This window comes from Lactobacillus sp. CBA3606, assembly GCF_002970935.1.
In the GTDB taxonomy this organism is placed as follows: domain Bacteria; phylum Bacillota; class Bacilli; order Lactobacillales; family Lactobacillaceae; genus Lactiplantibacillus.
In genome coordinates this window covers 720,579-745,350 of the sequence record NZ_CP027194.1, presented here as the reverse complement: position 1 = coordinate 745,350, position 24,772 = coordinate 720,579, and the positions used below count along the sequence as shown (strand labels likewise).

The window sequence follows — 24,772 nt, the reverse complement described above, 5'->3', positions numbered from 1 at the left end:
GTTAATCTAAATTATATCAATTTAATTGGAGGGACTAACATATGGTAGCAACCAAGCACCTACCAACGCGGTCAGCCGTCCCGACGCAACTGACCTGGGATTTAACGCCTATTTATGCAGACCAAGCCGCTTATGATGCGGATGTTAAACAAATTCAAGCGGCTTTGCCGACGGTTTCAGCCTTAGCTGAACATTTTACAGATTCAGCAACAACCGTCTTAGCAGGGGTTCAAGGTATTTTAGACTTGTATCGGCGCTTAGAAAAGGTCGCCGTTTATGCAAGCTTAAAGAGTGATCAAGATACTGGTAATAGTCAAAATCAAGCATTAGATGATCAAGCAGGGAACTTAACGGCTCAAGTTTCAGCAGCGACTGCTTGGTTTGAACCTGCCATTTTGACGTTGACGCCAGCACAATTAGACACGTATTTGGATGAGAACGTCGCCTTGCGTGATTATCGCCACTTATTAGATACCGTGCGGTTACAAAAAGGGCATGTCTTATCCACCGCTGAAGAATCACTTTTAGCGGGGGCCGGTGATATCTTTGCGGCTTCTGAAAAAACTTTTGGCGTTTTGAATAATGCGGATTTTGAATTTCCGGTTGTTAATGATGAGCAAGGCAATCCCGTTAAGTTATCACAGGGGGTTTATGGTGTTTTGCTGGAATCGGTTAAACCGGCTGTTCGTCGCGAAGCCTTTACGGCATTATATCAAGTTTATTCTCAATTTCGGCGGACGTTGGCCACTACTTTGGCTAGTCAAGTGAAAGTGCATAATTTTGTGGCCCAAGCGCATCACTATCCGGATGCACGGACCGCAGCTTTAAGTGCAAATCAGATTCCAACCCAGGTTTATGACACGTTGGTCACGACGGTTGATGATCACTTAGACTTACTCCATCGCTATGTTGCTCTCCGAAAATCAATCCTTAATGTTGACGAGTTGCATATGTATGACTTATATACGCCGTTAACGGGACAACCAGAATTGACGTATACGTATGAGCAGGCTCAAGCGACTGTCTTAAAGGCATTAAAAGTTCTGGGACCTGATTACTTAAAAGCGGTTAAAACGGCCTTTAATTCGCGCTGGATTGACGTTGTGGAGAATCAGGGTAAACGAAGTGGGGCCTATTCGTCAGGGATGTATGATACGGCGCCATATATTTTATTGAATTGGCAAGACAACATCGATAATTTATATACGTTGGTCCATGAAATGGGTCATAGTATGCATTCATACTTTACGACCCACCACCAACCCTATCAGTATGGCGATTATGCCATCTTCGTGGCTGAAATTGCTTCCACGACGAATGAAAACTTGCTGACCAATTATTTGTTAGCGCATGAGACTGATCCTAAAGTTCGGGCTTACGTGCTTAATTATTATTTGGATGGTTTTAAGGGGACCTTGTTCCGCCAAACACAATTCGCTGAATTTGAGCAGTGGTTACATGAACAAGCAGCTGCCGGTCAAGCCTTAACAGCTGACCGACTTTCAGCGCATTATCTGAAGCTCAATCAACGCTATTATGGCGATGCAGTGGTTAGTGATCCTCAAATTGCGGATGAGTGGGCACGAATTCCACATTTCTATTACAATTATTATGTTTATCAATATGCGACTGGTTTTGCCGCAGCTTCAACGTTGGCTCAAAAGATTTCTACCAATGAACCAGGCGCGGTTAAGGCGTATCTGGGGTATTTGAAGGCTGGTTCCTCCGAGTTTCCAATTGATGTGATGCGCAATGCGGGCGTGGATATGACAAAATCGACGTATTTAACCGCCGCCTTTACTGTTTTTGAACAACGATTAACTGAATTTGAACAACTCATTAAGCATTAAAGCCATACTAAAAGGCCTAGAACAATGTCCTAGGTCTTTTAGTATGGCTAATAATTGCAATAACTGAGCAGGTTATAACACGTGTAATTGCGTTGCATCTAAATCAGTACAGCCCGCTTGTTGATGGGCTAAGTCGTTAAATGGATCTAAACGACCGTTAACTAAATTAAACAAGGTTGTGTAGTTAAATTGTTCCAATAAAACCCCATAATCATACTGATCACAGTCGAAGACCACTGCGGATGAAGCTTCAGTAATATTCATCTCGGAAGCTAAGCGTTGATCGGCATGAAAAGCCTGTTTTGCTAAGCGGCCATTACGATCTTCCATAAACATATCGAGATCAATTTGACATTGTTCGGCAACTGACTGCACCAAACTTTCCGAATAACGTTGTCCCGTTTTTAACATGGCATCTTGGAGGGCAATTAAAAAGTTGCGACCCCGTTTTTTACCTTGAAAAAGAGCGGCTTTATAATCCAAGATGACCCGGTATAACGTCTGTGATTGCTGATTTTGAGCTTGCCAGTCAGCGGTTTGAATTCCCTGACTTTTAAGCGCTTTTTGCACCACGTTGATATTTAGTAAGGGGATGAATTGAAATCGAATTTGTTTATCCGAATCGTTGGCTAACCGTAAAACATTTTTTTCATCACGGACACATTGAGTTGCCAATGGATTTACAAATAAATACACTTCTAACACGTCATAATTCCTCCATTTTCGCTTTTCGCGTCATAGTGCAGAATACCAAATGAACCAGGGTATTTGCAAGCCTTAAATTTCATAATTTTTTTATACTAAGTTCAGCTAAATCGTAACTTAAAATAAACCTTCGACTGTCATCATGCACCGATTTAAGTGATTCGTAAAGTAATTTGCTCTTGACTAATGGGTTTGTAAGGTTGTTGCAATCAATTATTAAACTGGGAAGCCTGCGCTTTTTATTCTGCGAAATTATGGTAGAATTTTATAGGTATAGTTTTTAAACGGAGGTGCCACAATGGAAGACTGGAACCATTTTTTATTGCCTTATCAGCAAGCTGTGGATGAGTTAAAAGTTAAGTTACGTGGAATGCGGAAACAATTTCGGGACTTAAACCAACATGAACCCATTGAGTTTGTGACGGGACGGGTGAAGCCCATTGACAGTATCAAGGAAAAAGTGGTGCGGCGCAAGGTTCAAGAGGATCGATTAGAACAAGATATGCAGGATATCGCTGGTCTGCGAATCATGTGCCAGTTTGTCGAGGATATCTATCAAGTGGTGGATTTATTGCGGAAGCGCACGGATATGACGATTCTAGAAGAGCGTGATTATATTAGTAATGAAAAGCCATCTGGTTATCGTTCTTATCATATCGTGATTGAATATCCGGTCCAAATGGTGGGCGGCGAAAAGAAAATCTTAGCAGAAATTCAAGTGCGCACTTTGGCAATGAATTTTTGGGCCACGATTGAACACTCTTTGAATTATAAGTATCAAGGTGATTTTCCAGAAAGTCTCAGCCAACGCTTACAGCGGGCGGCAGAAGCAGCTTTTAGTTTAGATAAAGAAATGTCTGAAATTAGGGAAGAAATTCAAGAAGCACAGAGCTTATTCTCATACGGCAAAGGGACGCCTACAAGTGAAGCGCCCACACCGACAAAGGAAGATCAATAAGTCATGAAAGTAACGATATTTGCTAATTCAAATCCAAAAACCAAAAAAGTAGCAGCAGAACTACATACAAAATTAATCGCAGCCGGCTTTGAAATTGATGACGTCTCACCAGACGTCGTGTTAACGGTAGGCGGTGATGGCACGCTCTTGTCAGCTTTTCATCACTACAGTAACATGGTTGATCAAGTCCGGTTTGTCGGCGTGCATACGGGACATTTGGGCTTCTATACGGACTGGCGTGATTATGAGATTGATCAATTAGTTGCTGGCTTATTGGATGACAATGGTCAAAGTGTCACGTATCCATTGCTATCAATTGAAATTACGTATGCAGATACCGAGGAGACCGATCACTACTTGGCGTTGAACGAGTCAACTTTAAAGAAGCTCGGGAGTACAATGGTCGCGGATGTCTTTATCCAAGATGAATTGTTTGAACGCTTTCGAGGCGATGGTCTCTGTGTGTCTACGCCAACTGGGTCAACAGCTTATAATAAGTCAGTTGGCGGCGCCGTGATTCATCCGCGCTTGGATGCGTTACAGATGGCTGAAATTGCCTCAATTAATAATCGTGTGTTTCGAACGTTAGGGTCGCCAGTCATTGTGGCACCCTATGAAACGATTACGATTAAGCCACAACAACAGTCTCATTTTATTTTTACGGCGGATCAGATGGATACTCAGCCACGACCAATTAAACAAATTCGGTATTCAATTGCAAATCGGCGGATTGCTTTTGCACAGCACCGGCATAATCGTTTTTGGCGACGGGTGGGCACATCCTTCATCGGATTGGACGAAAAATGAGGTTTACTTGGATCAACCAAATGACGACACCGGTTAAGGTTAAGACTATTTTGGCGCAACATGGGGTGACCCGTAGTTTGCTCAAAAAGGTGAAGTTTCATGGGGGCGCCATTTTGGTTAATGAGCAGCCCGTTTTAGCGATTCACATGCTAACAGGTGGCGAGACGGTCACGATGGTGACACCACGTGAAGTTGGCAATGACCATCTAGGCGTTTCAACGCTACCCATTACGGTGCTATATGAAGATCGTGATTATTTGATTGTGAATAAACCGGCAGGAGTGGCGTCGGTGCCAGCCCACTTGTATCCTGACAACACCTTAGCTAATCGGGTTAAAGGCTATTATCAAGCCCATGGTTATGATAATGAGGTCGTGCATATCACGACGCGTCTCGATCGAGACACTAGTGGGATTGTCTTATTTGCCAAACACCACTTTGCTCACTCAGTCATTGATCACCAATTAAAAGCCCATGCGATGCGCAAAATGTATTTGGCAGTTGTTAGTGGGACATTACCCGTTGACCATGGTTGGTTATATCAACCGATTGGTCGGGCGCCGGGGTCATTTATTAAGCGCACAATTACGCCGGACGGGAAGCCCTCGTTAACGGAATATTGGGTCGTTAAACGGCTCCCAACGATGACCGTTGTCCGGGTTCGCTTACACACTGGGCGGACACATCAAATTCGGATTCATTTTGCGGCTGCCGGTCATCCGCTAGTCGGCGATGACTTATATGAGGGACCTTGGTCGCCAATTATTCAGCGGCAAGCCTTGCATTGTATGCAATTAGAATTTGAGGATCCCTTTATTCAGCAGACGTTAACCACTTTTGCGCCGTTACCGGCAGATTTAGCTCAGTTAATTCAGTCTAACTAAAAAATCGTTTAACCACAGCTTAGTCAAGTTGTCGTTAAACGATTTTTCTAATAGATGATAATTTTTGTTCCGTGTGCTTGGGGAACGTTTAAAGCAGTTGTAATTTGGTCGACATTTGCAGCCGTAATACCACCGCCAGGTAAGATTTGAATCCGACCTGCTGCTAATTTCAAAGTCGTTTGCAATGTTGGTAAACAGGCTTCAATCGGCGTGCTCAAAGGACCACCATGAGTTAAAATGCGGTCTACTTGATGGGCCACTAACCACTCTAGGGCTGGGGCCTGTTGGTCAGGCGCTAAGGCATCAAAAGCCATGTGGAAAGTCACACTCATGCCGCCAGCAGCGCCAATTAATAGGGCCATGGCTTCGGTGTCTAAGTGACCATCGGCGGTTAATGCGCCTAAAGCGACGCCATCGACGCCTAAAGCTTGGGCCTGTAAGAGATCGGCTTCCATGATTTTTAGTTCGGTATCATTATAAACGAAGTTACCACCTCGTGGTCGAATCATCGTAATTAAGGTGATGCCGTGCTCTTGGGTGTATTTAGCGGCTTCGGCCATGACGCCACGACTAACAGTGGTGCCACCGACGGCTAAATTATCATTTAATTCAATCCGTTGGGCGCCGGCCGCAATTGCGGCTGGCAAGTTAGTATAGTTTTCAAGGGCGACTTCTTTTAATAGCATATCAGTTAATCATCCTTTACTTTGCGAATAAAACGCAAACGCCTTCGGGAACGGTGAGATCTTTTTGCAATAAGCTGAGTTTACCGGTGTGTAAATCACGTTCATATAACGTTGCATTATCAGTGTTTTGATTGACGACGACCACGAATGCTTCGGTTGCATCTAAGTCAAAATCACGCGGAAAATCGCCTTCAGTACTGATTTCTTGAATCAGGGTCAGGCTAGCATCAGCTGCAACTGCAAAAACAGCTAAACTATTGTAACCGCGATTGGAAACGTAGAGGTAATGCCCATCGTTACTTAAGCGAATTGCAGCGGCACCGTTATGGTCGGTGTAATCTTCAGGGATGGTTTTAACCGTTCCTAATTGTGTCAAACGACCAGTAGTTGCGTCATAAGCTAGACTGGCGACTTGACTGGATAGCTCACCGGCTAAGAGGGCATGCGTGCCATCTGGGGTGAAGACTAAGTGACGGGGGCCAAAACCAGGTGTTAACGTTAAGACGGATTGCGCCGTTAACTTACCAGCGGCACTTACGTTGTAAACGTAGACTTTATCACTACCCAGGTCAATCGCAACTAGGCGGTTGTCCGGTGTTAAATCAGTGTAGTGAATGTGTGAACTATCTTGTTCTGGCCGGGGCCCATTACCCGTATGTGTCAGCTGGTCAACTAACGTTAAGTCACCATTTTCAGCAATTGACATGACACTAGCGGTGCCTTGGTGATAGTTGGCACTGTAGACTAATTGGCGAGCTTCATCAACTGCGACGTAAGCAGGCGGCGTGCCGGGGGCCACAACCGTGTTTAAAGGAGTTGCGCCTTGGTCAGTTAATTGCCAAGCGGCAACACCACCCTGATCAGCGTCTTTAGCCACGCTGTATAACCGATTTTTAGCAGATAAAGCTAAGTAAGTTGGGTTAGCGGTTTGGGCTAAGAGGCCATCATTAGTTAATGTTTTTGCCGTGGTGTCCAGGGTGCCTTGATAAATCCCCTGACTCGTTTTTTTAGTATAAGTTCCAAATAGAATTTTTTCTTGCATGCAAAAAAGCCTCCTCAATAATTAGTTTTAGTATAGCATAAGTCAACGGCTTGTAAGCGATGACAAATTGGCGTGAAACATTTAGGCTATGCTACAATTAAGACATCCAATATAAAGAATGGGGTTTTGTAACTATGGCAACGACAGCAACGATACAATCAATTGGGCAACAAGCCATTTCACCAACGGAACCAATGTTAATCTTATTCAATGAAACGGCCACTGCCGCACTACAACAGATTGCGATCATTCAAAAGTTTACACAGCCAGTGACCGATTTGGCGTTACAAGTCGGTAGTACACTACAAATTGATGATCAAAAATATAAAGTTGCTTATGTGGGTGAATTAGTGAACACAAGTCTTGCTAGTATTGGGCATGCCACGCTATACTTTACGGCAGTCCCGGCTAAACCGATGCAAAATGGCGTGTATTTAGCGCCGACAACGTTACCCACAATTAAAGTTGGGAGTGTCATGACGTATCGCGCATAATTAAAAAGGGGGCGGTAATTTGAAAAATCAACCAAGCCGAAAGCGGTGGACGAGTACCAAAACAATCCGCACACTGGTTATTATTTTATTAGTGTTGGCCTGTTTCTTTTTAGGGAAACAAGTTGATTGGCTATTAACCCCGGTGCAGCAGTTCTTTAGCATTGTTGGGTTTCCGATTGTGTTAGCCGGGGTATTGTATTACTTGATGAATCCGCTCGTTGATCGGTTGGAAACGAAGTATCACATCCGGCGTACTTGGACGATTATTGCGTTATTTGTGATTATTTTAGGGTTGATTATTTGGGGAATCGTCGCAATCATTCCGACGATTCGGACCCAGACTTTGGCGATCATTAATGAATGGCCAAAGTATTGGCAAAATGCCAGTAGTGAGGTTAATCATTGGTTGAATGACCCCAAATTATCAGCGTTACGTGATCAAGTCGATCAATGGAATGCGGATACGAGTAAGTTGCTAAGTGGAAAGGTCACTAAATACTTAACTGGTACAGTCTCTTCAATTACGAGTGTCGTAAGCACCGTCACGACGGTTATCATCGGGTTAATTACGATGCCATTTATTTTGTTTTACTTATTAAAAGACGGGCATCAATTACCTAAGTATTTGGTGAAATTCATTCCAGATAAAGGTCGCGCCAGCTTTTTACAAATGCTGACCGAAATTAATACGCAAGTTAGTAACTATATTCGTGGGCAATTAACCGTAGCTTTCTTTGTCGCAGTGATGTTTGCGATTGGATATTGGGCGATTGGCCTAAAATTTGCGTTAACATTAGGGATTGCGGCTGGTATTTTGAATTTAATCCCATATCTGGGCTCGTTTCTAGCGATGGTGCCCTCGGTCGTGATTGCGATGGTTATTTCACCATGGATGTTAGTTAAGGTGCTAATTGTCTTCGCTATCGAGCAAACAATTGAAGGTCGTGTGATTTCACCGTTAGTTTTAGGCAGTAGCTTGGCAATTCATCCGGTGACCATCTTGATTGTATTATTAGCCGCAGGAAAAATTTTCGGGTTATTGGGTGTAATCTTTGGGATTCCAGGATATGCGATCTTGAAAGTGCTAATTACCCATCTGTTTGCGTGGTATCGGCACCAATCAGGACTGTACGAAGCGGATGATTGAGGCGGCCTGTGAGGGGGAGTTTGGCTCGCAGCTCGTGATTTTGTTACTGAGAGCGGTACTAGACAGCGGTAAGAATGTTAGTTAAGTCAATCAATTGAGGCAAAAAATGGCAGAATTAATTTGGATGGGTTGCGTTGTTGTGACGTCAGTTTTGGCTTTTATCAATCGGCTGAAGTTAAGTAAATATAGTGAAGCAATTGTGAATGGCACGTTAGTGAGCACTGAGGATTTGGATTTATTAGCGGCAACTTATCACCGGCAACTGCTGTTTAATCGAGAACAGCCACTCGTGCATCGCTATCAACAACGTTATCGGTATGCGCTGATTATCTTTTATATAGACTTAGTAGTGAGTTTAGGTGGCTTACTGCTATTATTAACGAAGTTACCATTGTGGGGGGCGTTTGCGGCTTTAGCAGTAGTGACTTTTGGACTAGGTAGTGGCGCGATTTATAGTATGGCGCGTACGTTACGTCAATTGCGACAACTTTATCGGCAGCATCAGTTGTTATTATCGCAGAACATTCCTAGCCTTCACGCCCATTCGCAGGCACGATCAATAGCGACATTAGTTTATTTGTGGTTATTACAAGTTGAAACCTGTGGCTTTATATTGTGGCTGAGTTGGCTTGCTTATGAGATTAACTCGTTTTAAAGTTGAATTAAAGGGGCTGACTTTTTAGTTAGCCCTTTTAATTTCTTAGCTTAGTTGAGCGCTAACTCAGCCACCACAAAAAAATAACCATCCGTTTTAGGGATGGTTACAAGGTTAGTCAGTGGTATTACCAGCTGGCTTTTTTGACACCGGGAATTTGACCGGCATGTGCTAAGCGTCGAAAATTCAAGCGAGACATCCCGAACTTTCGTAAATAGGCGTGGGGACGACCATCAAGGTGGTCCCGACGATGGATCCGAACCGGGGAAGCGTTACGTGGTAAGGTCGCTAATCCAGCGTAGTCGCCAGCAGCCTTCATGGCAGCACGACGGTCAGCATAACGGGCAACCGTGGCTTCAATACGACGTTCTTTAGCAATTTTAGATTTTTTAGCCATTTTAACTTATGCTCCTTTGCAATTGAATTTTAGCTGCGATTCATTAGCAAAGCATTCGGAACAACAATTAGTGTTTTTTTAGAACGGTATTTAATCTATCATAGCTAAATCGTAATAGCTACTATTTTGTTTCAATCCGGTAGCATGACTATGGTATGATTGAGTTAAATCAATTTAGAGAGTGTGAAAATAGTGAATAAAATGGCGCGCGGTATTCAGTTTGTACAAGCTAATCTGGGTTTGTTTCGGTGTTTAGTTTGTGACCAACCTTATGACCGGATTGAAGGACAGAGTGTCGGCTGTGCTAACGGCCATCAACTCGATTTTTCTAAAAAAGGCACGTTGTATTTTTTGACGCACCAAGTGCAAAGTGAATATGATGCGGCAATGCTAGCGGCGCGGCGACGAATTCTACAGGCTGGCTTTTTTCGGCCAATTGTTGAAGCGATTAATGCCCAATTGCCGGCAAGTCCACAACGGATTTTAGATATCGGTAGTGGGGAAGGGACGCCATTAGCCGATTTGTTGCAATTACATCAACAACCAAAAGATGTCGGGATTGGGTTTGATATTAGTAAGGCAGGGGTGAATCTCGCGACCCAACTGACCACGGCGGCTTACTATTGTGTGGCTGATTTGGCCCAGCTCCCCTTTACGGCGCAGTCTTTTACGGCGATTATGGATGTCTTTTCACCATCCGCTTATCAGGAGTTTGAACGGGTCTTGGTACCAGGTGGCCGCCTATTAAAGGTTATTCCAAATAGTGACTATTTAGTCGAATTACGGCATTTATTGTTCGACCCAATGGACCGGCAGTATCAGTATGATAATCAACGTGTCTTGGACTTATTCCAGCAACATTATCCTGATGCCACCCAACAACGGATTCATTATGAGTTTGATTTAAACGCAGTTGATTTTGCCGATTTATTGGTGATGACGCCTTTGCATTGGGGCGCTAATGCGGCTAGTTTAGCTGCGGCAACGGCGACTGGTTTGGACAAAATTACGGTCGATGTTAGTTTGTTAACGATGACCAAGTAGTTGCGACCCGGCAGATGCTTGCATGATTGTAAAACGGGTGTTAAGATAACCCATGAGAAATCGTTTGATAGCTAACATCGGTGTAAATCGTTGGTGACTACCGAGTTGTACTTCATTAACGTAGCGTTTCGCCGTGCCCACACCGAAATACTACGTTTTTTTCATTAGACTGTAGTTATCTCAGGTTAACAAATTTAAAATAAAAAGAGTCCGGGACATAACTCGGATTCCATAAGAAAATGAGGTAGTAAATTCTCGAATTTTGAGAATTTACTACCTCATTTTTTCTTTGCCCCTCCGGGTCTGCAAATAGCATGGCTAATTTTGCCATATTATTTGCCATTAATGCGATACCAACTTCATTCCATGTACCCATTAAACCTCGCACCGAGAAACGGTTGAACGACAAATGAGCTTTCAAGTTGGCAAAAATTGGTTCAACATCAATTTTACGTTGCGCGTAAATTTGTTGGCCAACTTGACTTGAAAGCTGTTCTTTTGCTTTGTTTTTAAAATATTCCCAATTTGAGTTAATACTGATTTGGCGCTTGTTACCCTTGGGGGTAGTGGCTAATTTTTGCCGAATAGGATCTTCAAAATATTTAACAGCTCGATACACTTTGAAGTTTCGCTCAGCACCGTATTTATCGTGACGAGTGCTGTAATTAGAAAAGACAAATTGAATGCCATCCAAATCAGTAAAACAATCGTTCTTTTCATCATAATTCCAATTAGCAACTTTCCGTTTGTCTTTATGATAAGAACGTTTTTGTTCTTTTTCATACATGCCATATGGAATCAAAAAATTAGTTTTAAGCTCATCAGTAATATATTGATAGTTCATTTCACTACCATAACCGGCATCAGCAACAATATACCGGGCAGTATATTGGTTGGTATCAAAGATAGTCGATAAAAATGGCTGTAGCGTCCGAGTATCGGTAGGGTTATGGAATAAATCGAAGAATAATGTAAATTGATTTTGACTTGCGACCTGAAGATTATATCCTGGTTTTAGTTGACCGTTCTTCATTGGATCCTCTTTCATACGCATGAAAGTTGCCGCAGGATCAGTCTTAGAGAAACTATTGCGTTTACCAAAAGTCCTATTGGCAAACTCGTATTTTTGTTTGCGTGGAATCAGATCGTTGTGTAGCAAATGTGAGTAATGTTTTAGTTTACGACGACGGCGCTTATTTTGAGAGCCACCGGGTTTAATCTTTTCGTCGGCAATAATTGTATTCAAATGAGTGATTTCATCATCCACTTGATTGGAGATTACATCTAAACTAGCACTATCAAGAGGCCGATCGGTCTCTTGATTGACGGCCAAATCAACTTTAGCTTGAATTAAATCCTGATAAAGTTGGCTAGTTTTAACATTAAGCTTAGGCTCATTTTTCTCAACAGACTTTCGCCATACAAAAGTATATTTATTAGCGTTAGCAAGCAGTTTAGTACCATCAATAAATAATGCCGAGTCATCAATCAGCCCCAATGCTTCTAACCGTTGGCGGAAAGTTAAGAAAAGCCGTTTGATCAGTGTTTTAGTTTGCGGTTTAACCCGAAAACGATTGATAGTTCGATAACTAGGTGTTGTTTGGATATTGCCTAATAGCCAACGCATCGGTAAGTTTTCTTCCGCCATTTCAGCGATTTTTCGACCAGAAAAAACTTTACGAGAATATCCAAATAATAACATTTTAAGTAATAATCTAGCAGGATACTCAGGACGACCGGTCCGAGAGGACTCGGCGTCCAAATCAGCCATTGAAATTGATTCAACTAAAGTATTGATTGCCCAAACAATGTGATTACTTTTGGGTTGCCAGTCCAATTCTAGTTTCAAAATAGTTTGATTATTGATATAATTCATTTGCATAGAAAGCACCTCTATTTTCTTTTTTGTTTGGTCGCAATAAGAATACCAGAGAACTTTCTCTGCGTACATAAAGAATGAAAAAATAGTTCTGAGAAATCAAAAAACGATTTCTCAGAACTATTTTTTAGAATCTAGGACTTTTGTCCCAAACTCTTTTTCGACGTAAAAATGGTTGAACTGAGTAGTTTAAGCCAGTCGTCGGCGTTGCCAATAACGACCACCTAAGCCCAGTATTAAGCCAATTAAGGCCGGAACAGTCCAGCCAAGTCCTAGTTCTGCCAGTGGTAAGTTGGCATTTAAGTGGACCAAAGTACGTAGCCACGGGGCTTGGCGCAAGGATTGCGGTAAGGCGACTAAGCCCGCTAGTAATGCCGGAATTAATGTCCAAGCGGTAGTCATCGCAAATAACCAGCGCGACGTGCCCAGCCAGGGTGAGAGGACAGCCAATAAAATGAGGACAATTGCGAGTGGGTACAAACTCATTAAGATGGGCGTGGCGTACGTAATTAATTGGGTCAGTCCGATATTAGCTAAAATAGCTGGAATCAAGCAAGCACCACTAATTAAAACGGTGTAGGAGACTTTGGGAAACATCGTGTGTAAGGTATCACCAAATGCTGCGGTCAACCCGACGGCTGTTTTGAGACATGCAGTGATGACGATCAAAGCTAAGAGGGCATTGCCAAAGCGACCGAAGTAGGCATGCGCAATCTGCGCTAACGTAATCCCCCCGTTACTTGCTGGACTAAAGCGGCCTAAACTCATTGTGCCAATCAAGGCTAACAAAGCATAAATTAAGGCCATGAGTGCCATACTGATCAAGCCGGCTTTAATGGTGTCAGTGGCAATCTGTTTAGGTTCAGTGACGCCGAGCCCACGAATGGCATCCACCACGACGATGCCAAAAGCTAAAGCTGCCAAGGCATCCATGGTATTGTAGCCTTCAGTAAACCCGGTTAAAATGGGGTGGGCAACGTAAGCGCCGCGGGCGGCGACGTTGAAGTCACCCAAGGGTTTAACGAGGGCGACTAACATCAGACTACCTAATAAAAGGAGAAAAATAGGTGTTAACCATTTACCAATGTAAGTCATGATTTGGCCCGGATTGCGGGCTAACCCCCAAGTGACGCCAAAGAAGCCTAAGGAAAAGGCCAGTAAGGCCCAAGATTGTTGCGATTTGGCTAAAAATGGCACTAATCCGATTTGAAAGGCCGTGGTCGCTAATCGCGGCATCGCAAATAAGGGGCCTAAAGTGAAGTACAACAGGACGGTAAAAACATAGGCGTAAGGCCGACTTACCTTTGTTGCCAGTGCAAAAACGCCAGCACTGCGCGTTAGTCCAATACCAATTACGCCTAACAATGGCAAGCCAATACCTGTAATTAGGAGACCGATAATCGCTGGTCCAACATGGTGGCCGGCTTGTTGCCCAAGATAAATTGGAAAAATCAAATTACCAGCGCCAAAAAATAGGCCAAATAACATGGTACTAATAAAGAGTAATTGACGACCGGTTAAACGGGTTTGCATGGAATCACTACTTTCATGACAGAATTGAATAAGATTTAGCTTAGCATGTTTCCGTGAAGAAAGGATTAAAGCCGGCTAATTTAGTGACCATAAAAAAGAACTTAGTCCCGAATGAAGCGGGGCTAAGTTCTGCGGATAGTGCTTATTGATTAGCGACTGTAAAACGAGTTTGCTGGTGTTGCGGGTGTTCAATTTCATCTAAGACCGCAACGGCCATGGTCCCACTCGTTGTGACTGATTGACCTTGAGCGTTAACGAGTAACGTGTCGGTCCCCATGATGGCCGGGGTTGCCAGGCCATCATGAAAGTCAGCGGCTGGTGAGATGCCGACCCAGCTCACGTTGGTGACCGTTCGTAAGAAGGTGAGTTCGCTTAATTGATTTTTGGGGATTGCGACAAACGCATCATTGGCAGGATCACTTTCAATATCACGAACAACTAAATGGTGGTCATCACCAGTTGTTAAGCTTCCGGCACCTAAAATAAAGACTAGGCGTGGGGTTGTGGTTTGTCGTAAGGTGGCAACTAATTTAGTGGCTAAGTCGACGTGTAAATAGGCTTTGTCAGGGGCGCTGGCCATGGCGTCAACGACGACGTCAACTGCCGAGAGCTCAGCCTTAGTTAGGCTAAAAGCATCTTTAACTTGGGTGGTTAAGTTAGCATGGGCTGGTAGCGCAGCCAACTTTTCAGCGGAACGTGCCACGGCTAAAACTTGATGACCACGGTCAAGGGCCGTGGTCACTAGGGCACTCCCAGTCATGCCGGTAGCACCGATAATCATAATTTTCATTATTTGAATTCCTCCTTTATTTAAGTCACAAGTTTAGTATAGAGAAAGTTTAGTAGGTTAGCGAATAATCAGCTTTTACGATGGAAACACTAGGTATTGCCCCGTTAGTCATGGTATGATAATGACTAAGATTATAATTAAAAGGAAGATTATTTTGACAAATCATATTGCCCTATTTGAACCATTGATGCCAGCTAACACTGGTAATATTGCTCGGACCTGTGCCGGTACGGATACGGCCCTCCATTTAATTGAACCACTGGGCTTCAAAGTTGATGATAAACACCTCAAACGTGCGGGGTTAGATTACTGGGATAGTGTGGATATTACTTATCATGCTGATTTACCGGCTTTTTTAGCTAGTATTCCGGATTTGGACCAGTTATACATTGTCTCAAAATTTGCAACCCATGATTACACGGATGTTGATTACCACGATACGACTAAAGATCATTACTTCTTGTTTGGTAAGGAAACAACCGGGCTACCCGAACCCTTTATGCGCCAATATCCAGAAAAAGCGATTCGGATTCCCCAAGATGATTCGCATATTCGGGCGTTGAACTTATCTAATTCAGCGGCTATCGTCATCTATGAAGCATTGCGGCAACAAAGTTTTTTGAGTCTAGAACGGTCGCACCGTTATGAGGATGATAAATTAAAGTAACCTAGTGATTGGCACTAGACGTGACTTAGCGGCGCACTTGGCGAACGTTAGGGCACGTTTTTTAGATAGCTGTCAAAAATAGCAACATTCCGAACATAAGTTTGGTACAATGGAATTAATTTAGAAACGGAAGGACGATTACAGCGTGGCACGAAAGCAACAAACAACTAAAAAACGGCAGCCAGCCCGGACTAAAAAAACAAATCGGACCGTACAGCGACAAATGACCGGCAATATTATTGGGTTTGTCGGCAGTTTGATTACCGTCCTGGCGCTGTTTAAGCTCGGCCTAATTGGTGTCTTTTTTATAGAATGTTTTCGGTTAGTTGCCGGGGATGCTTATCAGGTGCTGGCGATTGTGACGCTAGGCTTGATGGGTTATTTAACCATTTTTGGCCGTTTGCCCCGGATTGGCTGGCGTTGGTGGACTGGGCTGAACTTAGTCGGCTTTAGCTATTTACTCTTATTAGAAATTCCAATGTTCAATCAGCTTAATCGACATACTGACTTTTGGTCGATTACGTGGCATTTAATTAAGAATGATTTTGCTAAGGGCGGTGTATCTGTACATCTCGGCGGTGGCCTAGTTGGTGCGGCAGGATACAGTGTGACCTACCCGTTAGTGGCTAATTTAGGGACGGTGTTAGTTGCGCTTATTTTAATCGTCGCCGGGGTCTTTATTGCATTTGACTTACCGTTTCACCAGACGATGGTGGCGATTCGCAATGCTTTAATCATTATTGGGACACATTTAAAAGATGCTTACGAAACAGTGGCTCATTACAGTCGGATTCAGATTGCGCGTTGGCGAGCACAACGCCAAGTTAAAGCGAATCAACAAGCGGCTGCAGCTGAAAAGCAATCACCCGTGGGCCGCAAACCATCCAAGCCGGCGCCAAAACCAGCACCGGTTACGCCGGCCCCAACTAGTGCGGCATCGGTTGAGCCAGTGAAAATTGTGGTGGCTAGCGAACAAGAAGCCCCCAGCGCTAAAACGGCAGCACCAGCTGAGCCAGATTTACAAGGGCTCGAGACGGTTGATGAGACAAATTATCAGTTGCCTTCGTCAGCGTTGTTGACGAAGATTCCAAAAACTGATCAAAGTGCTGAATATGCCACAATCGAAAGCAATTCGAAAAAGCTAAAGGAGACTTTGGCTAGTTTTGGCGTCAGTGTCGAAGTGAAAAACGTTAGCTTAGGCCCTTCTGTCACTAAGTATGAATTACACCCCGCAGTTGGGGTTAAAGTTAGCAAGGTCGTTAACTTAGCTGATGACTTGGCATTGGCGTTGGCAGCGAAAGATCTGCGAATTGAAGCACCGATTCCAGGAAAGTCACTGATTGGGATTGAAGTCCCGAACAAACAAGTTTCGACAGTCTCATTTCGTGATATTGTCGAGGCGCAACCAGCGCATCCAACGAAACCGTTAGAGGTGCCGTTGGGACGCGATGTGTCAGGTAATTTAGTTACCGCAGATTTATCGAAAATGCCACATTTATTAATTGCTGGTTCGACCGGGAGTGGAAAATCAGTGGCAATCAATGTCATGATTACCGGTCTTTTGATGAATACCAAACCGAGCCAAGTTAAGTTTATGCTGATTGACCCTAAAAAAGTTGAATTGGGGATTTATAACGGTATTCCACATTTGCTAACGCCAGTCGTGACAGAACCAAAAAAAGCAGCTCGAGCGTTGCATAAGGTTGTGGCTGAGATGGAACGACGGTATGAGTTATTTGCTGATTCCAAGCAACGGAACCTGCAAGGTTATAATCAGTATATTCGACAACAAAATGCGGCGGATGATAAAAATCGGCCCGTGCTCCCTTATATTGTCGTGATTGTGGATGAATTGGCTGATTTGATGATGGTCACGTCTAGTGAAGTTGAAGATGCGATTATTCGGCTTGGTCAAATGGCGCGAGCGGCTGGTATTCACATGATTCTAGCGACGCAACGGCCCTCAGTTGACGTTATTACGGGGCTCATTAAAGCGAACGTGCCATCACGAATGGCATTTGCCGTTTCAAGTGGGACGGATTCGCGGACGATTATTGATAGTAATGGGGCAGAAAAACTATTAGGTCGTGGCGACATGTTGTATCAACCAATGGGGATGAATAAACCATTGCGAGTCCAGGGCGCCTATGTTTCGGATCATGATGTTGAAGAAGTGATTAATTATATCAAGGCACAGCAAAGTGCTGATTATGATGAAAGTATGCTAGTTAAAGATGATGAACCAAGTGAGGGCAATGATCCTCGTGATGGTGAAGATGCTTACTATGCCGATGCGGTTGAATTAGTGACGGAACAGCAGTCGGCTAGTGTGTCAATGCTGCAACGGCGCTTTAGAATTGGTTATAATCGTGCGGCCCGGATTGTTGATGAGATGGAAGAACGCGGCGTGGTAGGACCTTCTGAAGGGAGCAAAGCGCGTCAAGTTTATCGGCAAGCCTCAGCGGATGAGTCGACACCAACTTCTGATGAACCATAACATAATATGATGGCGATAGCCTGATGATGGGGTAAATGACCCTCATTATCGGGCTTTTTTTGTGAGTGTGATCGGTGGTTTATCGGTAGGTATTAATTAAACACGATATTTTCAGCTGGTCGTGAAATTAACGTTCTTAATTAATGAAAGCGCTTGCTATACGATTAAGACGTTGAAAAGCAAAAAACAAAAATTTGATTGGAGTGCATGAATATGTCAGCAGATTGGTTAGAATTAGCAAACCGGGTCATGATTGTTACCGGAGGTTCATCTGGGATAGGGGATGCCATTGTCCAAGAATTGATTGGTCATGGCGCCCAAGTTATTAATGCTGATTTAAGGGCTGGTGAATTTAAGGCCGATAAGTTAACCTTTATTAAGACGGATGTGACTTCAAAAGTGGCGGTTGCCAGTTTAGTTCAACAAGTCATTGACCGGTTTGGTAGAATTGATGGGTTAGTGAATAATGCTGGAATTAATTTACCACGATTATTAGTCGACAACCAAGCGCCAGCAAGCCAATATGAATTGGATGAAGGGGCTTTTGATAAGATGTTTGCTGTTAATGTTAAGAGTGTCTTTTTGATGTCACAGGCAGTCGGGCATTACATGGCTAAGCAAAAGCAAGGCGTCATTGTGAATATGTCATCTGAGGCTGGGTTAGAAGGGTCACAGGGTCAGAGTATTTATTCAAGTACTAAGGGCGCCATTAATGGCTTAACGCGTTCTTGGGCGAAAGAATTGGGCGAATTTAATATTCGTGTCGTCGGGGTTGCACCAGGCATTATGGAAGCAACTGGGTTACGAACGCCAGCATATGAAGAAGCACTAGCCTATACACGGCATAAAACGGTTGCGGATTTAAGAGCTGGGTATAAGAGTACGACTACCACGCCGCTGGGTCGTAGTGGGCATCTATTTGAAGTTGCTGATTTAGTCAGTTACTTCCTATCCACACGCGCTAGCTATATTACGGGTGTTACCACGAATGTTGCGGGTGGTAAGTCGCGCGGATGAAAGGATTTGGTTTGATTGGATAATCAAGATTTTCGTTTATTAAATTACTTGGTGGCTAATGATTCAGTCCAGATGGCTGAGTTACTTGCCCATGAGCACGTTTCTAAACGGACGATGCACAAGTATATTCAAAATTTGAATGATGATCTTGAAGGAATTGCAGAAGTTCGACAAAAACAGCAGCGCTTTTTCTTACAGGTTAATGATTATCAGCAACTAGCGCAATTACAAACTAGTCAATTAAAACAAAAGTTAGATTTTAATGATCCAGATAAGCGTCAGGCATATATCGTGAATCAATTGATTCAAGCAACAAGTTACGTTACTTTGGATGCACTGGCTGAATCATTGTCGATTAGTAAGCCAACGCTAACTCGCGATATCACGAGCTTGCGGAAAAAGTTAAGTCAATATCGGGCTAAAATTGAATCTATGACTAATAATGGTATTCGGTTAGTTTTTACTGATGAGTATCACGTCCTGATTGTGATTGAACAGTTTGTTTATGACTATTATCCAGTGGCGACTTTACCGATAAAGTCGCGATTGGCAGAGTTACGTAATACTTGTAATGACCTCCAACTCACTAGTCACATTATTGCTCAAATTGAACGTAAAGTTGTTGCTGATTATTTAGCTTTTAGTGGTGGCTATCAACTCACAAAGCATATTCCTCATTTTCAGCCACTATGGCAACATAGTGAAGCCGTCCAAGAATTAGCAGCGACCATTGAGTTTGTTTTGAATCGGTCAATTGCTGAAGCTGAGATGACCTATCTACTAGCGCCTTTAACCTTTCAAACCAATGAGTTATTATCCGAAGAGTTAGTAGCTAAGCAAGTCGCTACTAACCAGCAATTATTCCGTACAGTCGCACAAACGGCGGCCTTGAACGTTCAATTTGATTTTACGCACTTTTATCAACAAATTAAGTATCACTTACTATTTTTAATTAATCGAGCGATTTTTCAGGTAAGCTCGACGGCGTTATTACCTGAAAATGTTGCCAACCAGTATCCAGTAGCCAATGATTTAGCGGTTCTGACTATTCAGACCCTAGAACAAACGTTGTCAACGCCCATTAATCCAATTGAAATCAGTTATTTAACAATTTATTTTGAAATGGAATTAGAAGAAAATCAAAGCGCATTAAAGAATACTGTTGCGGTGGCGATGGTAGGCGCGATTGGAAAAAATGTGACGCGCTTTATTGAACATCGTTTAAATGCTATTTTTGAAGGATCAGTTACGGTGACGGTGTTTGATGATGTAACCGCTTTAAAAGCACAACATCAACATTTCCTATTAATTTTTACCAATGGCCCAATCAATTATGATGATGGGGTATCATCGATTGTCCGAATTAGCACAGTTTTTCGAGCGGATGAGTTGCAAAGCAAATTACAGGTTTCACTGATTGAAGAAGCGATTAAAAATCAACAATGTGACTTTAGCTATCAAACTTTAGCCGGTCAAGATGGGTATTTAGCAGCAACACAAAAAATGATTGAGCAAAAAATTACGCTTGGAAAATTAAATCAAACATTTTTGAAAGATTGGCAATTACGAGAACAAAAATCGTCATGTGTCTTTGAGGGTGGTGTGGCAATTCCCCATGTAATTGATCATACCAATCAACATCGCATTCTAATTAGCGTTGGCGTTTTTGACCATGAAATTGAGTACCAAGATCGAAAAGTACGGCTAGTCTTCTTAATTGGGATTCCAGCTGAAGTTGATCAACCGTTAAGTCGGGTACTATCAGAAGTCTACGATTTTATTTTTTCAATCGCCAAAAATCAAGGCGTTTATCATAATTTATTGAATTACGATCCTAATCGACCATTGATTCAAATTACGGAGGGAATTTAATATGTCACCAATGTTGATGATTGGTTTTATCTTAGTTGCGGCATTTTTATTACAAGGTGCCTTAGGTTTCTTTCAAATTCGAAATTTTGCGCGTCAATATCGACTATTAAGACAACAAGGTAAAGTTTTAATCGGTAAGAATCCACGCAAAATTCAAGCCGGAAGCTTGATTTTAATGGCGATTGACCAAGATGGTAATATTCAATCGGCCCAATTATTGCAAGGCGTGACAGTTTTTGCTCACTTTCGGCCAGTTAAAGCATTAGCTGGGCAAAATATTGCGGCCTTAGTAGCTGACTACACGCAACTACATCAATTTAAACGCTTGACGCGGCAATGCATTCAAAATGCGTATAAAAATTTTATTGATTATCGAACGGGTCATTTAACGACTGATGCGTTTGATACGCACGTTAATATTTTTTCATTGCCACTAGTTGATCAGGTGAAAGCACAAGGGAACCAAGTATTGGGAGCCCTTAAGCGTCGCTTCGTACGCGGATAGAAAGGGAGATATCAAATGAAAATTATTACTGATTTTGCATCTGGTTTTATGGGATTATTTCAAAGTGGTGGGAAGACTTTTATTGGTTGGATGTCGTCAATCGTACCGGTTGTGCTGCTGTTACTCGTGTTAATGAATACAATTATTGCTTTCTTAGGTGAAAAACGGATGACACAGTTAGCACAGGCGTCTTCACGTAATGTGTTAACACGATATATGATTTTGCCATTCCTATCGGCCTTTATGTTGGGTAATCCAATGGCCTTCTCGCTAGGTCGATTCTTACCAGAATACTATAAGCCTAGTTATTATGCGGCCCAAGCCCAATTCTGTCACACTAGTAATGGGGTCTTTCCACATATTAATCCAGGGGAGCTTTTCATTTGGATGGGGATAGCCCAAGGGGTTCAAAAGCTAGGACTAGATACGATGGATTTAGCGATGCGCTATTTATTAGTTGGCTTATTGATGAACTTTATCGGCGGTTGGGTTACTGATTTTACGACTGCGTATGTTTGTCGGACATCTGGTGTTAAATTATCAAAGACCGTTGATCTGACGGCAAGACAGACAACAGTCTAAGGAGAAGATAAATGATGGCATGGAAAAGTATTCGGATTGTAAAAGGGAGCGGTGGTTTTGGTGGTCCATTAATCATTACCCCTACGGAACAAAAACATAAATTTATTTATGTAACCGGTGGTAATCGTCCGGCAATTGTTGATAAAATCGCTAAGTTAAGTGGGATGGAAGCAGTCGATGGCTTTAAGACATCAATTCCAGATGAAGAAACAGCCTTAGCTGTGATTGATTGCGGCGGGACCTTACGGTGTGGTATTTATCCTAAAAAAGGGATTCTAACGGTTAACGTTTTGCCCACTGGGAAAAGTGGTCCATTGGCCCAGTTTATTACGCCAGAATTATATGTATCCAATGTCGATGTTGATCAGGTATCAGCTAATGACCACAATCAGGACGCTGAGGGAACAGTTACTGAATCATCTCAGCCAACTGCTCAATATGATCAAACTAAATCTTTGACGCAACAGCCCAATAAAAAGCCGGGTTTGATTGCTAAAGTTGGTGTGGCAGCCGGTCGGGTCGTGGCAACTTTTAATCAAGCTGCTAAAGATGCCGTTCAAACAGTGATTAATACGATTATTCCATTTATGGCATTTGTCTCTTTACTCATCGGAATTATTAATGGTTCGGGGCTAGGTAAAGCGTTCGCCAAGTTAATGTCACCGTTAGCAGGCAACATTTGGGGATTAATGATTCTTGGTTTTATCTGTTCGTTGCCATTCTTGTCACCATTGCTAGGACCTGGTGGCGTCATTGGTCAAGTTATTGGTACGCTGATTGGGGTTGAAATTGGTAAAGGCAACATTTCACCACAATTTGCATTGCCAGCGTTATTCGCTATTAATACTCAAAATGGGTGTGATTTTATTCCAGTTGGTTTAGGACTAGAGGAAGCGGATGCCGCAACCGTTGAAGTGGGAGTACCGTCAGTATTATATTCACGTTTTATTAATGGTGTGCCACGAGTATTCGTGGCTTGGATTGCGAGTTTTGGATTGTATGCTGGCAAGTAAAAAAGAATGTGAGGGTCATTCATGATGTTAAACAATAAGCAAAAATTGGTTTTTGAAACGCAAGTCATTGAAGTCGGACAAGAAGCCCAAGATTTTAGTGCCATTAATATGTTGATTCTATTCGGTCAAGAAGCGCCTGATGCCTTACGATCATCTTGCTATATCATTAATGTTCAGCCGGTTAAGGCGACGATTACGACTGAGATGGCGTTGAAAATTAATGATACCAGTTATCAAATCACTGCCGTTGGCGATGAAGTACAACGAAATCTCACAAATCTAGGGCACATTGCCATTAGTTTTACTGGAAAAACGACGGCGGAATTGCCGGGAACCTTGTACGTTGAACAGGGGGCCTATCCTGCAATTGAAACAGGTGCGGTGATCACAATTGGCGCGTTAGGCTAAGGGTTAACGATAAAAAAATAAGTTGTTAAATTTCTGAATTAGAAATTTAGCAACTTATTTTTTTGCAATCGCATTAACCAAAGGATAATAATCCTAACCCAGATAAGGCGGTTAAAATCAGTGACCCAATCATTGAGATAATCATGACCCAAACAATAACCATTGTAATTTTTTGGAACGTTGATTTTTTCTTCATTAGTTTAATATGCACCACACTTTTTCAGTAATTCTTTCATAGTTTAACGTGGAATGGGGCTTTTTTCAATTAACTATTAAAAATAGTCATGATTTTTTAAGTATTCGATACTTAAAATACATAAGATGATGGTTCCAAGCATCAACCAACTAAACGCGTGCACGAGACTGGCGCCCGGTAAATGGACGTTCATCCCATAGATTCCACCAATAATGGTCGGGATCGTTAAGATAATCGTCAATGATGTTAAAACTTTCATCACATCATTAAGATTATTCGAAATAACGGCACTGACTAATTGACTGTACTGCTGTAAAATCTGATTGGTGGTGGCGGCCATGTCGGCTGCTTGCTTAGTTTCAACAATAATATCAGTAGTTAAGGCCTGGTGTTTAGGGGTATTAAATAAGGTTGCCGAATTTTCGACCATTTTTAAAATAGGCGCATTCTGAGTTAAAGCTGCTTTAAAGCGAATTAATGACTTTTGATAAGCCATAATTCGGAAAATTTCGGCATTACGCGTCGCACGGGTTAACCGCCGTTCTAAGGCTGCTGTCTGGTCATTAATGGCCTCCAGTGCTGTTACATAAGCGTGTGAAATCGACCACATGATTGTGAGCACAAAAGCTTCGTGATTATCCAAGCTCAGGTGTGATGCCGCTGGCGCCAACACGAAATCCTGAATAAAGCTAGCTGGGTAATTGCTGATTGTGAGAATGACCGTCGGCGTGAGAATTAACGCAAAGGGGAAAACTTGGTACTCCAAGTAACCAAGGTCACTGGTGGTTAATTTCGGAAATTGCATCACGATTAAAGCGGGTTGATCTGGCGTTGCCTGATTCAGTTGCTCCGTTCGTGAGACTTCGGCGTCATCGAGGACGGCCGTTAGGTAATCACGTGGAAAGTTAAATTTCTGAACCAAAGTATCAATTTCGCTAGCAGTGGGCCGTTCAATATTGATCCAATCCGTTTGAGCGGTCTGCTTCGGTGTCATGACTAAGCCAGTCGAATAGGTTGAAAAGTATTGCAACACGGGGACCATCTCCATTTCCTAGTCTGAATATTATTATAAGGCTGGTTGGACTGGTTGAAAAGTCAAGCGAGAATCCCTATAATAATAGCGAACCTAATGGGAGGGAAGCCG

General features: G+C 42.8%; 25 protein-coding genes. 16 read left to right on the top strand and 9 right to left on the bottom strand.

Annotated elements, in window-relative coordinates:
• Positions 1–41 precede the first annotated feature (41 nt).
• Positions 42–1,850, top strand: a complete 1,809-nt coding sequence (gene pepF / locus C5Z26_RS03715) for an oligoendopeptidase F (RefSeq protein WP_105448677.1) — start codon at positions 42–44, stop codon at positions 1,848–1,850.
• Between the two features lie 72 nt (positions 1,851–1,922).
• On the opposite strand, the gene C5Z26_RS03710 is transcribed toward pepF, so the two are convergent.
• Positions 1,923–2,555, bottom strand: a complete 633-nt coding sequence (locus C5Z26_RS03710) for a DsbA family protein (RefSeq protein ID WP_105448676.1) — start codon at positions 2,553–2,555, stop codon at positions 1,923–1,925.
• A gap of 298 nt (positions 2,556–2,853) precedes the next feature.
• On the opposite strand from C5Z26_RS03710, the gene yjbM reads away from it, so the two are divergent.
• The 3 genes from yjbM to C5Z26_RS03695 are packed head-to-tail and all read left to right on the top strand — an operon-like array spanning position 2,854 to position 5,204.
• On the top strand, positions 2,854–3,513 hold the full coding sequence (gene yjbM, locus C5Z26_RS03705; protein ID WP_105448675.1) for a GTP diphosphokinase: 660 nt from the start codon (positions 2,854–2,856) through the stop codon (positions 3,511–3,513).
• 3 nt (positions 3,514–3,516) lie between these two features.
• Positions 3,517–4,320, top strand: a complete 804-nt coding sequence (locus C5Z26_RS03700) for an NAD kinase (protein ID WP_105448674.1) — start codon at positions 3,517–3,519, stop codon at positions 4,318–4,320.
• A complete protein-coding gene (locus C5Z26_RS03695; RefSeq protein ID WP_105448673.1) occupies positions 4,317–5,204 on the top strand; it encodes an RluA family pseudouridine synthase in 888 nt (295 codons plus the stop codon). The genes C5Z26_RS03700 and C5Z26_RS03695 overlap by 4 nt, the downstream gene beginning before the upstream one ends.
• 47 nt (positions 5,205–5,251) lie before the next feature.
• Here the strand turns inward: C5Z26_RS03695 and C5Z26_RS03690 are convergent, their stop codons facing one another.
• Both C5Z26_RS03690 and C5Z26_RS03685 read right to left on the bottom strand, forming a co-directional pair.
• On the bottom strand, positions 5,252–5,890 hold the full coding sequence (locus C5Z26_RS03690) for a copper homeostasis protein CutC (RefSeq protein WP_105448672.1): 639 nt from the start codon (positions 5,888–5,890) through the stop codon (positions 5,252–5,254).
• Between the two features lie 16 nt (positions 5,891–5,906).
• Entirely contained in the window at positions 5,907–6,932 is a 1,026-nt protein-coding gene (locus C5Z26_RS03685) for a lactonase family protein (protein ID WP_105448671.1), read from the bottom strand.
• A gap of 134 nt (positions 6,933–7,066) precedes the next feature.
• On the opposite strand from C5Z26_RS03685, the gene C5Z26_RS03680 reads away from it, so the two are divergent.
• The 3 genes from C5Z26_RS03680 to C5Z26_RS03670 all read left to right on the top strand — a co-directional run bounded on the left by C5Z26_RS03680 (position 7,067) and on the right by C5Z26_RS03670 (position 9,228).
• Positions 7,067–7,426, top strand: a complete 360-nt coding sequence (locus tag C5Z26_RS03680; protein ID WP_105448670.1) for a PTS glucitol/sorbitol transporter subunit IIA — start codon at positions 7,067–7,069, stop codon at positions 7,424–7,426.
• Between the two features lie 19 nt (positions 7,427–7,445).
• Positions 7,446–8,573: an AI-2E family transporter gene (locus C5Z26_RS03675; RefSeq protein ID WP_105448669.1), complete on the top strand. Its 1,128-nt coding sequence runs from the start codon at positions 7,446–7,448 to the stop codon at positions 8,571–8,573.
• Positions 8,574–8,679: 106 nt separating this feature from the next.
• On the top strand, positions 8,680–9,228 hold the full coding sequence (locus tag C5Z26_RS03670) for a hypothetical protein (RefSeq protein ID WP_105448668.1): 549 nt from the start codon (positions 8,680–8,682) through the stop codon (positions 9,226–9,228).
• A 127-nt stretch (positions 9,229–9,355) separates the two neighbouring features.
• On the opposite strand, the gene rpsN is transcribed toward C5Z26_RS03670, so the two are convergent.
• Positions 9,356–9,625, bottom strand: a complete 270-nt coding sequence (gene rpsN, locus C5Z26_RS03665; RefSeq protein WP_105448667.1) for a 30S ribosomal protein S14 — start codon at positions 9,623–9,625, stop codon at positions 9,356–9,358.
• 192 nt (positions 9,626–9,817) lie between these two features.
• On the opposite strand from rpsN, the gene C5Z26_RS03660 reads away from it, so the two are divergent.
• Entirely contained in the window at positions 9,818–10,669 is an 852-nt protein-coding gene (locus C5Z26_RS03660) for a methyltransferase domain-containing protein (protein WP_105448666.1), read from the top strand.
• 175 nt (positions 10,670–10,844) lie between these two features.
• Here the strand turns inward: C5Z26_RS03660 and C5Z26_RS03655 are convergent, their stop codons facing one another.
• From C5Z26_RS03655 to C5Z26_RS03645, 3 genes are all read right to left on the bottom strand, one after another.
• A complete protein-coding gene (locus C5Z26_RS03655) occupies positions 10,845–12,620 on the bottom strand; it encodes an IS1182 family transposase (protein WP_105448665.1) in 1,776 nt (591 codons plus the stop codon).
• A gap of 117 nt (positions 12,621–12,737) precedes the next feature.
• Entirely contained in the window at positions 12,738–14,081 is a 1,344-nt protein-coding gene (gene brnQ / locus C5Z26_RS03650) for a branched-chain amino acid transport system II carrier protein (protein WP_105448664.1), read from the bottom strand.
• 142 nt (positions 14,082–14,223) lie between these two features.
• Positions 14,224–14,871, bottom strand: coding sequence for an NAD(P)-dependent oxidoreductase (locus C5Z26_RS03645; protein ID WP_105448663.1), 648 nt, complete (start codon positions 14,869–14,871; stop codon positions 14,224–14,226).
• A 154-nt stretch (positions 14,872–15,025) separates the two neighbouring features.
• On the opposite strand from C5Z26_RS03645, the gene C5Z26_RS03640 reads away from it, so the two are divergent.
• The 8 genes from C5Z26_RS03640 (at position 15,026) to C5Z26_RS03605 (ending at position 23,432) form a co-directional block, all read left to right on the top strand.
• Positions 15,026–15,538 (top strand): tRNA (cytidine(34)-2'-O)-methyltransferase, encoded by a 513-nt coding sequence (locus C5Z26_RS03640; RefSeq protein WP_105448662.1) that lies wholly within the window; start codon positions 15,026–15,028, stop codon positions 15,536–15,538.
• Between the two features lie 145 nt (positions 15,539–15,683).
• A complete protein-coding gene (locus C5Z26_RS03635; protein ID WP_105448661.1) occupies positions 15,684–18,035 on the top strand; it encodes a DNA translocase FtsK in 2,352 nt (783 codons plus the stop codon).
• A 213-nt stretch (positions 18,036–18,248) separates the two neighbouring features.
• The gene (locus tag C5Z26_RS03630) at positions 18,249–19,052 is read left to right on the top strand and encodes an SDR family oxidoreductase (RefSeq protein WP_105448660.1); all 804 of its coding nucleotides are present in this window, start codon (positions 18,249–18,251) and stop codon (positions 19,050–19,052) included.
• Between the two features lie 15 nt (positions 19,053–19,067).
• On the top strand, positions 19,068–20,924 hold the full coding sequence (locus C5Z26_RS03625) for a BglG family transcription antiterminator (RefSeq protein ID WP_105448659.1): 1,857 nt from the start codon (positions 19,068–19,070) through the stop codon (positions 20,922–20,924).
• A gap of 1 nt (position 20,925) precedes the next feature.
• On the top strand, positions 20,926–21,429 hold the full coding sequence (locus C5Z26_RS03620; protein ID WP_234005722.1) for a transcriptional regulator GutM: 504 nt from the start codon (positions 20,926–20,928) through the stop codon (positions 21,427–21,429).
• A gap of 15 nt (positions 21,430–21,444) precedes the next feature.
• A complete protein-coding gene (gene srlA / locus C5Z26_RS03615) occupies positions 21,445–22,011 on the top strand; it encodes a PTS glucitol/sorbitol transporter subunit IIC (RefSeq protein ID WP_105448658.1) in 567 nt (188 codons plus the stop codon).
• 11 nt (positions 22,012–22,022) lie between these two features.
• A complete protein-coding gene (srlE, locus tag C5Z26_RS03610; protein ID WP_370447982.1) occupies positions 22,023–23,024 on the top strand; it encodes a PTS glucitol/sorbitol transporter subunit IIB in 1,002 nt (333 codons plus the stop codon).
• Positions 23,025–23,045: 21 nt separating this feature from the next.
• Positions 23,046–23,432 carry a PTS glucitol/sorbitol transporter subunit IIA gene (locus C5Z26_RS03605; RefSeq protein ID WP_105448657.1) on the top strand — a complete coding sequence of 129 codons (387 nt, stop codon included), beginning with the start codon at positions 23,046–23,048 and terminating at the stop codon, positions 23,430–23,432.
• A gap of 73 nt (positions 23,433–23,505) precedes the next feature.
• Here C5Z26_RS03605 and C5Z26_RS03600 read toward each other — a convergent pair whose 3' ends face one another.
• Both C5Z26_RS03600 and C5Z26_RS03595 read right to left on the bottom strand, forming a co-directional pair.
• Positions 23,506–23,628: a DUF4044 domain-containing protein gene (locus C5Z26_RS03600; protein WP_105448656.1), complete on the bottom strand. Its 123-nt coding sequence runs from the start codon at positions 23,626–23,628 to the stop codon at positions 23,506–23,508.
• Positions 23,629–23,704: 76 nt separating this feature from the next.
• Positions 23,705–24,661 carry a magnesium transporter CorA family protein gene (locus C5Z26_RS03595; protein ID WP_105448655.1) on the bottom strand — a complete coding sequence of 319 codons (957 nt, stop codon included), beginning with the start codon at positions 24,659–24,661 and terminating at the stop codon, positions 23,705–23,707.
• Positions 24,662–24,772: the final 111 nt, after the last annotated feature.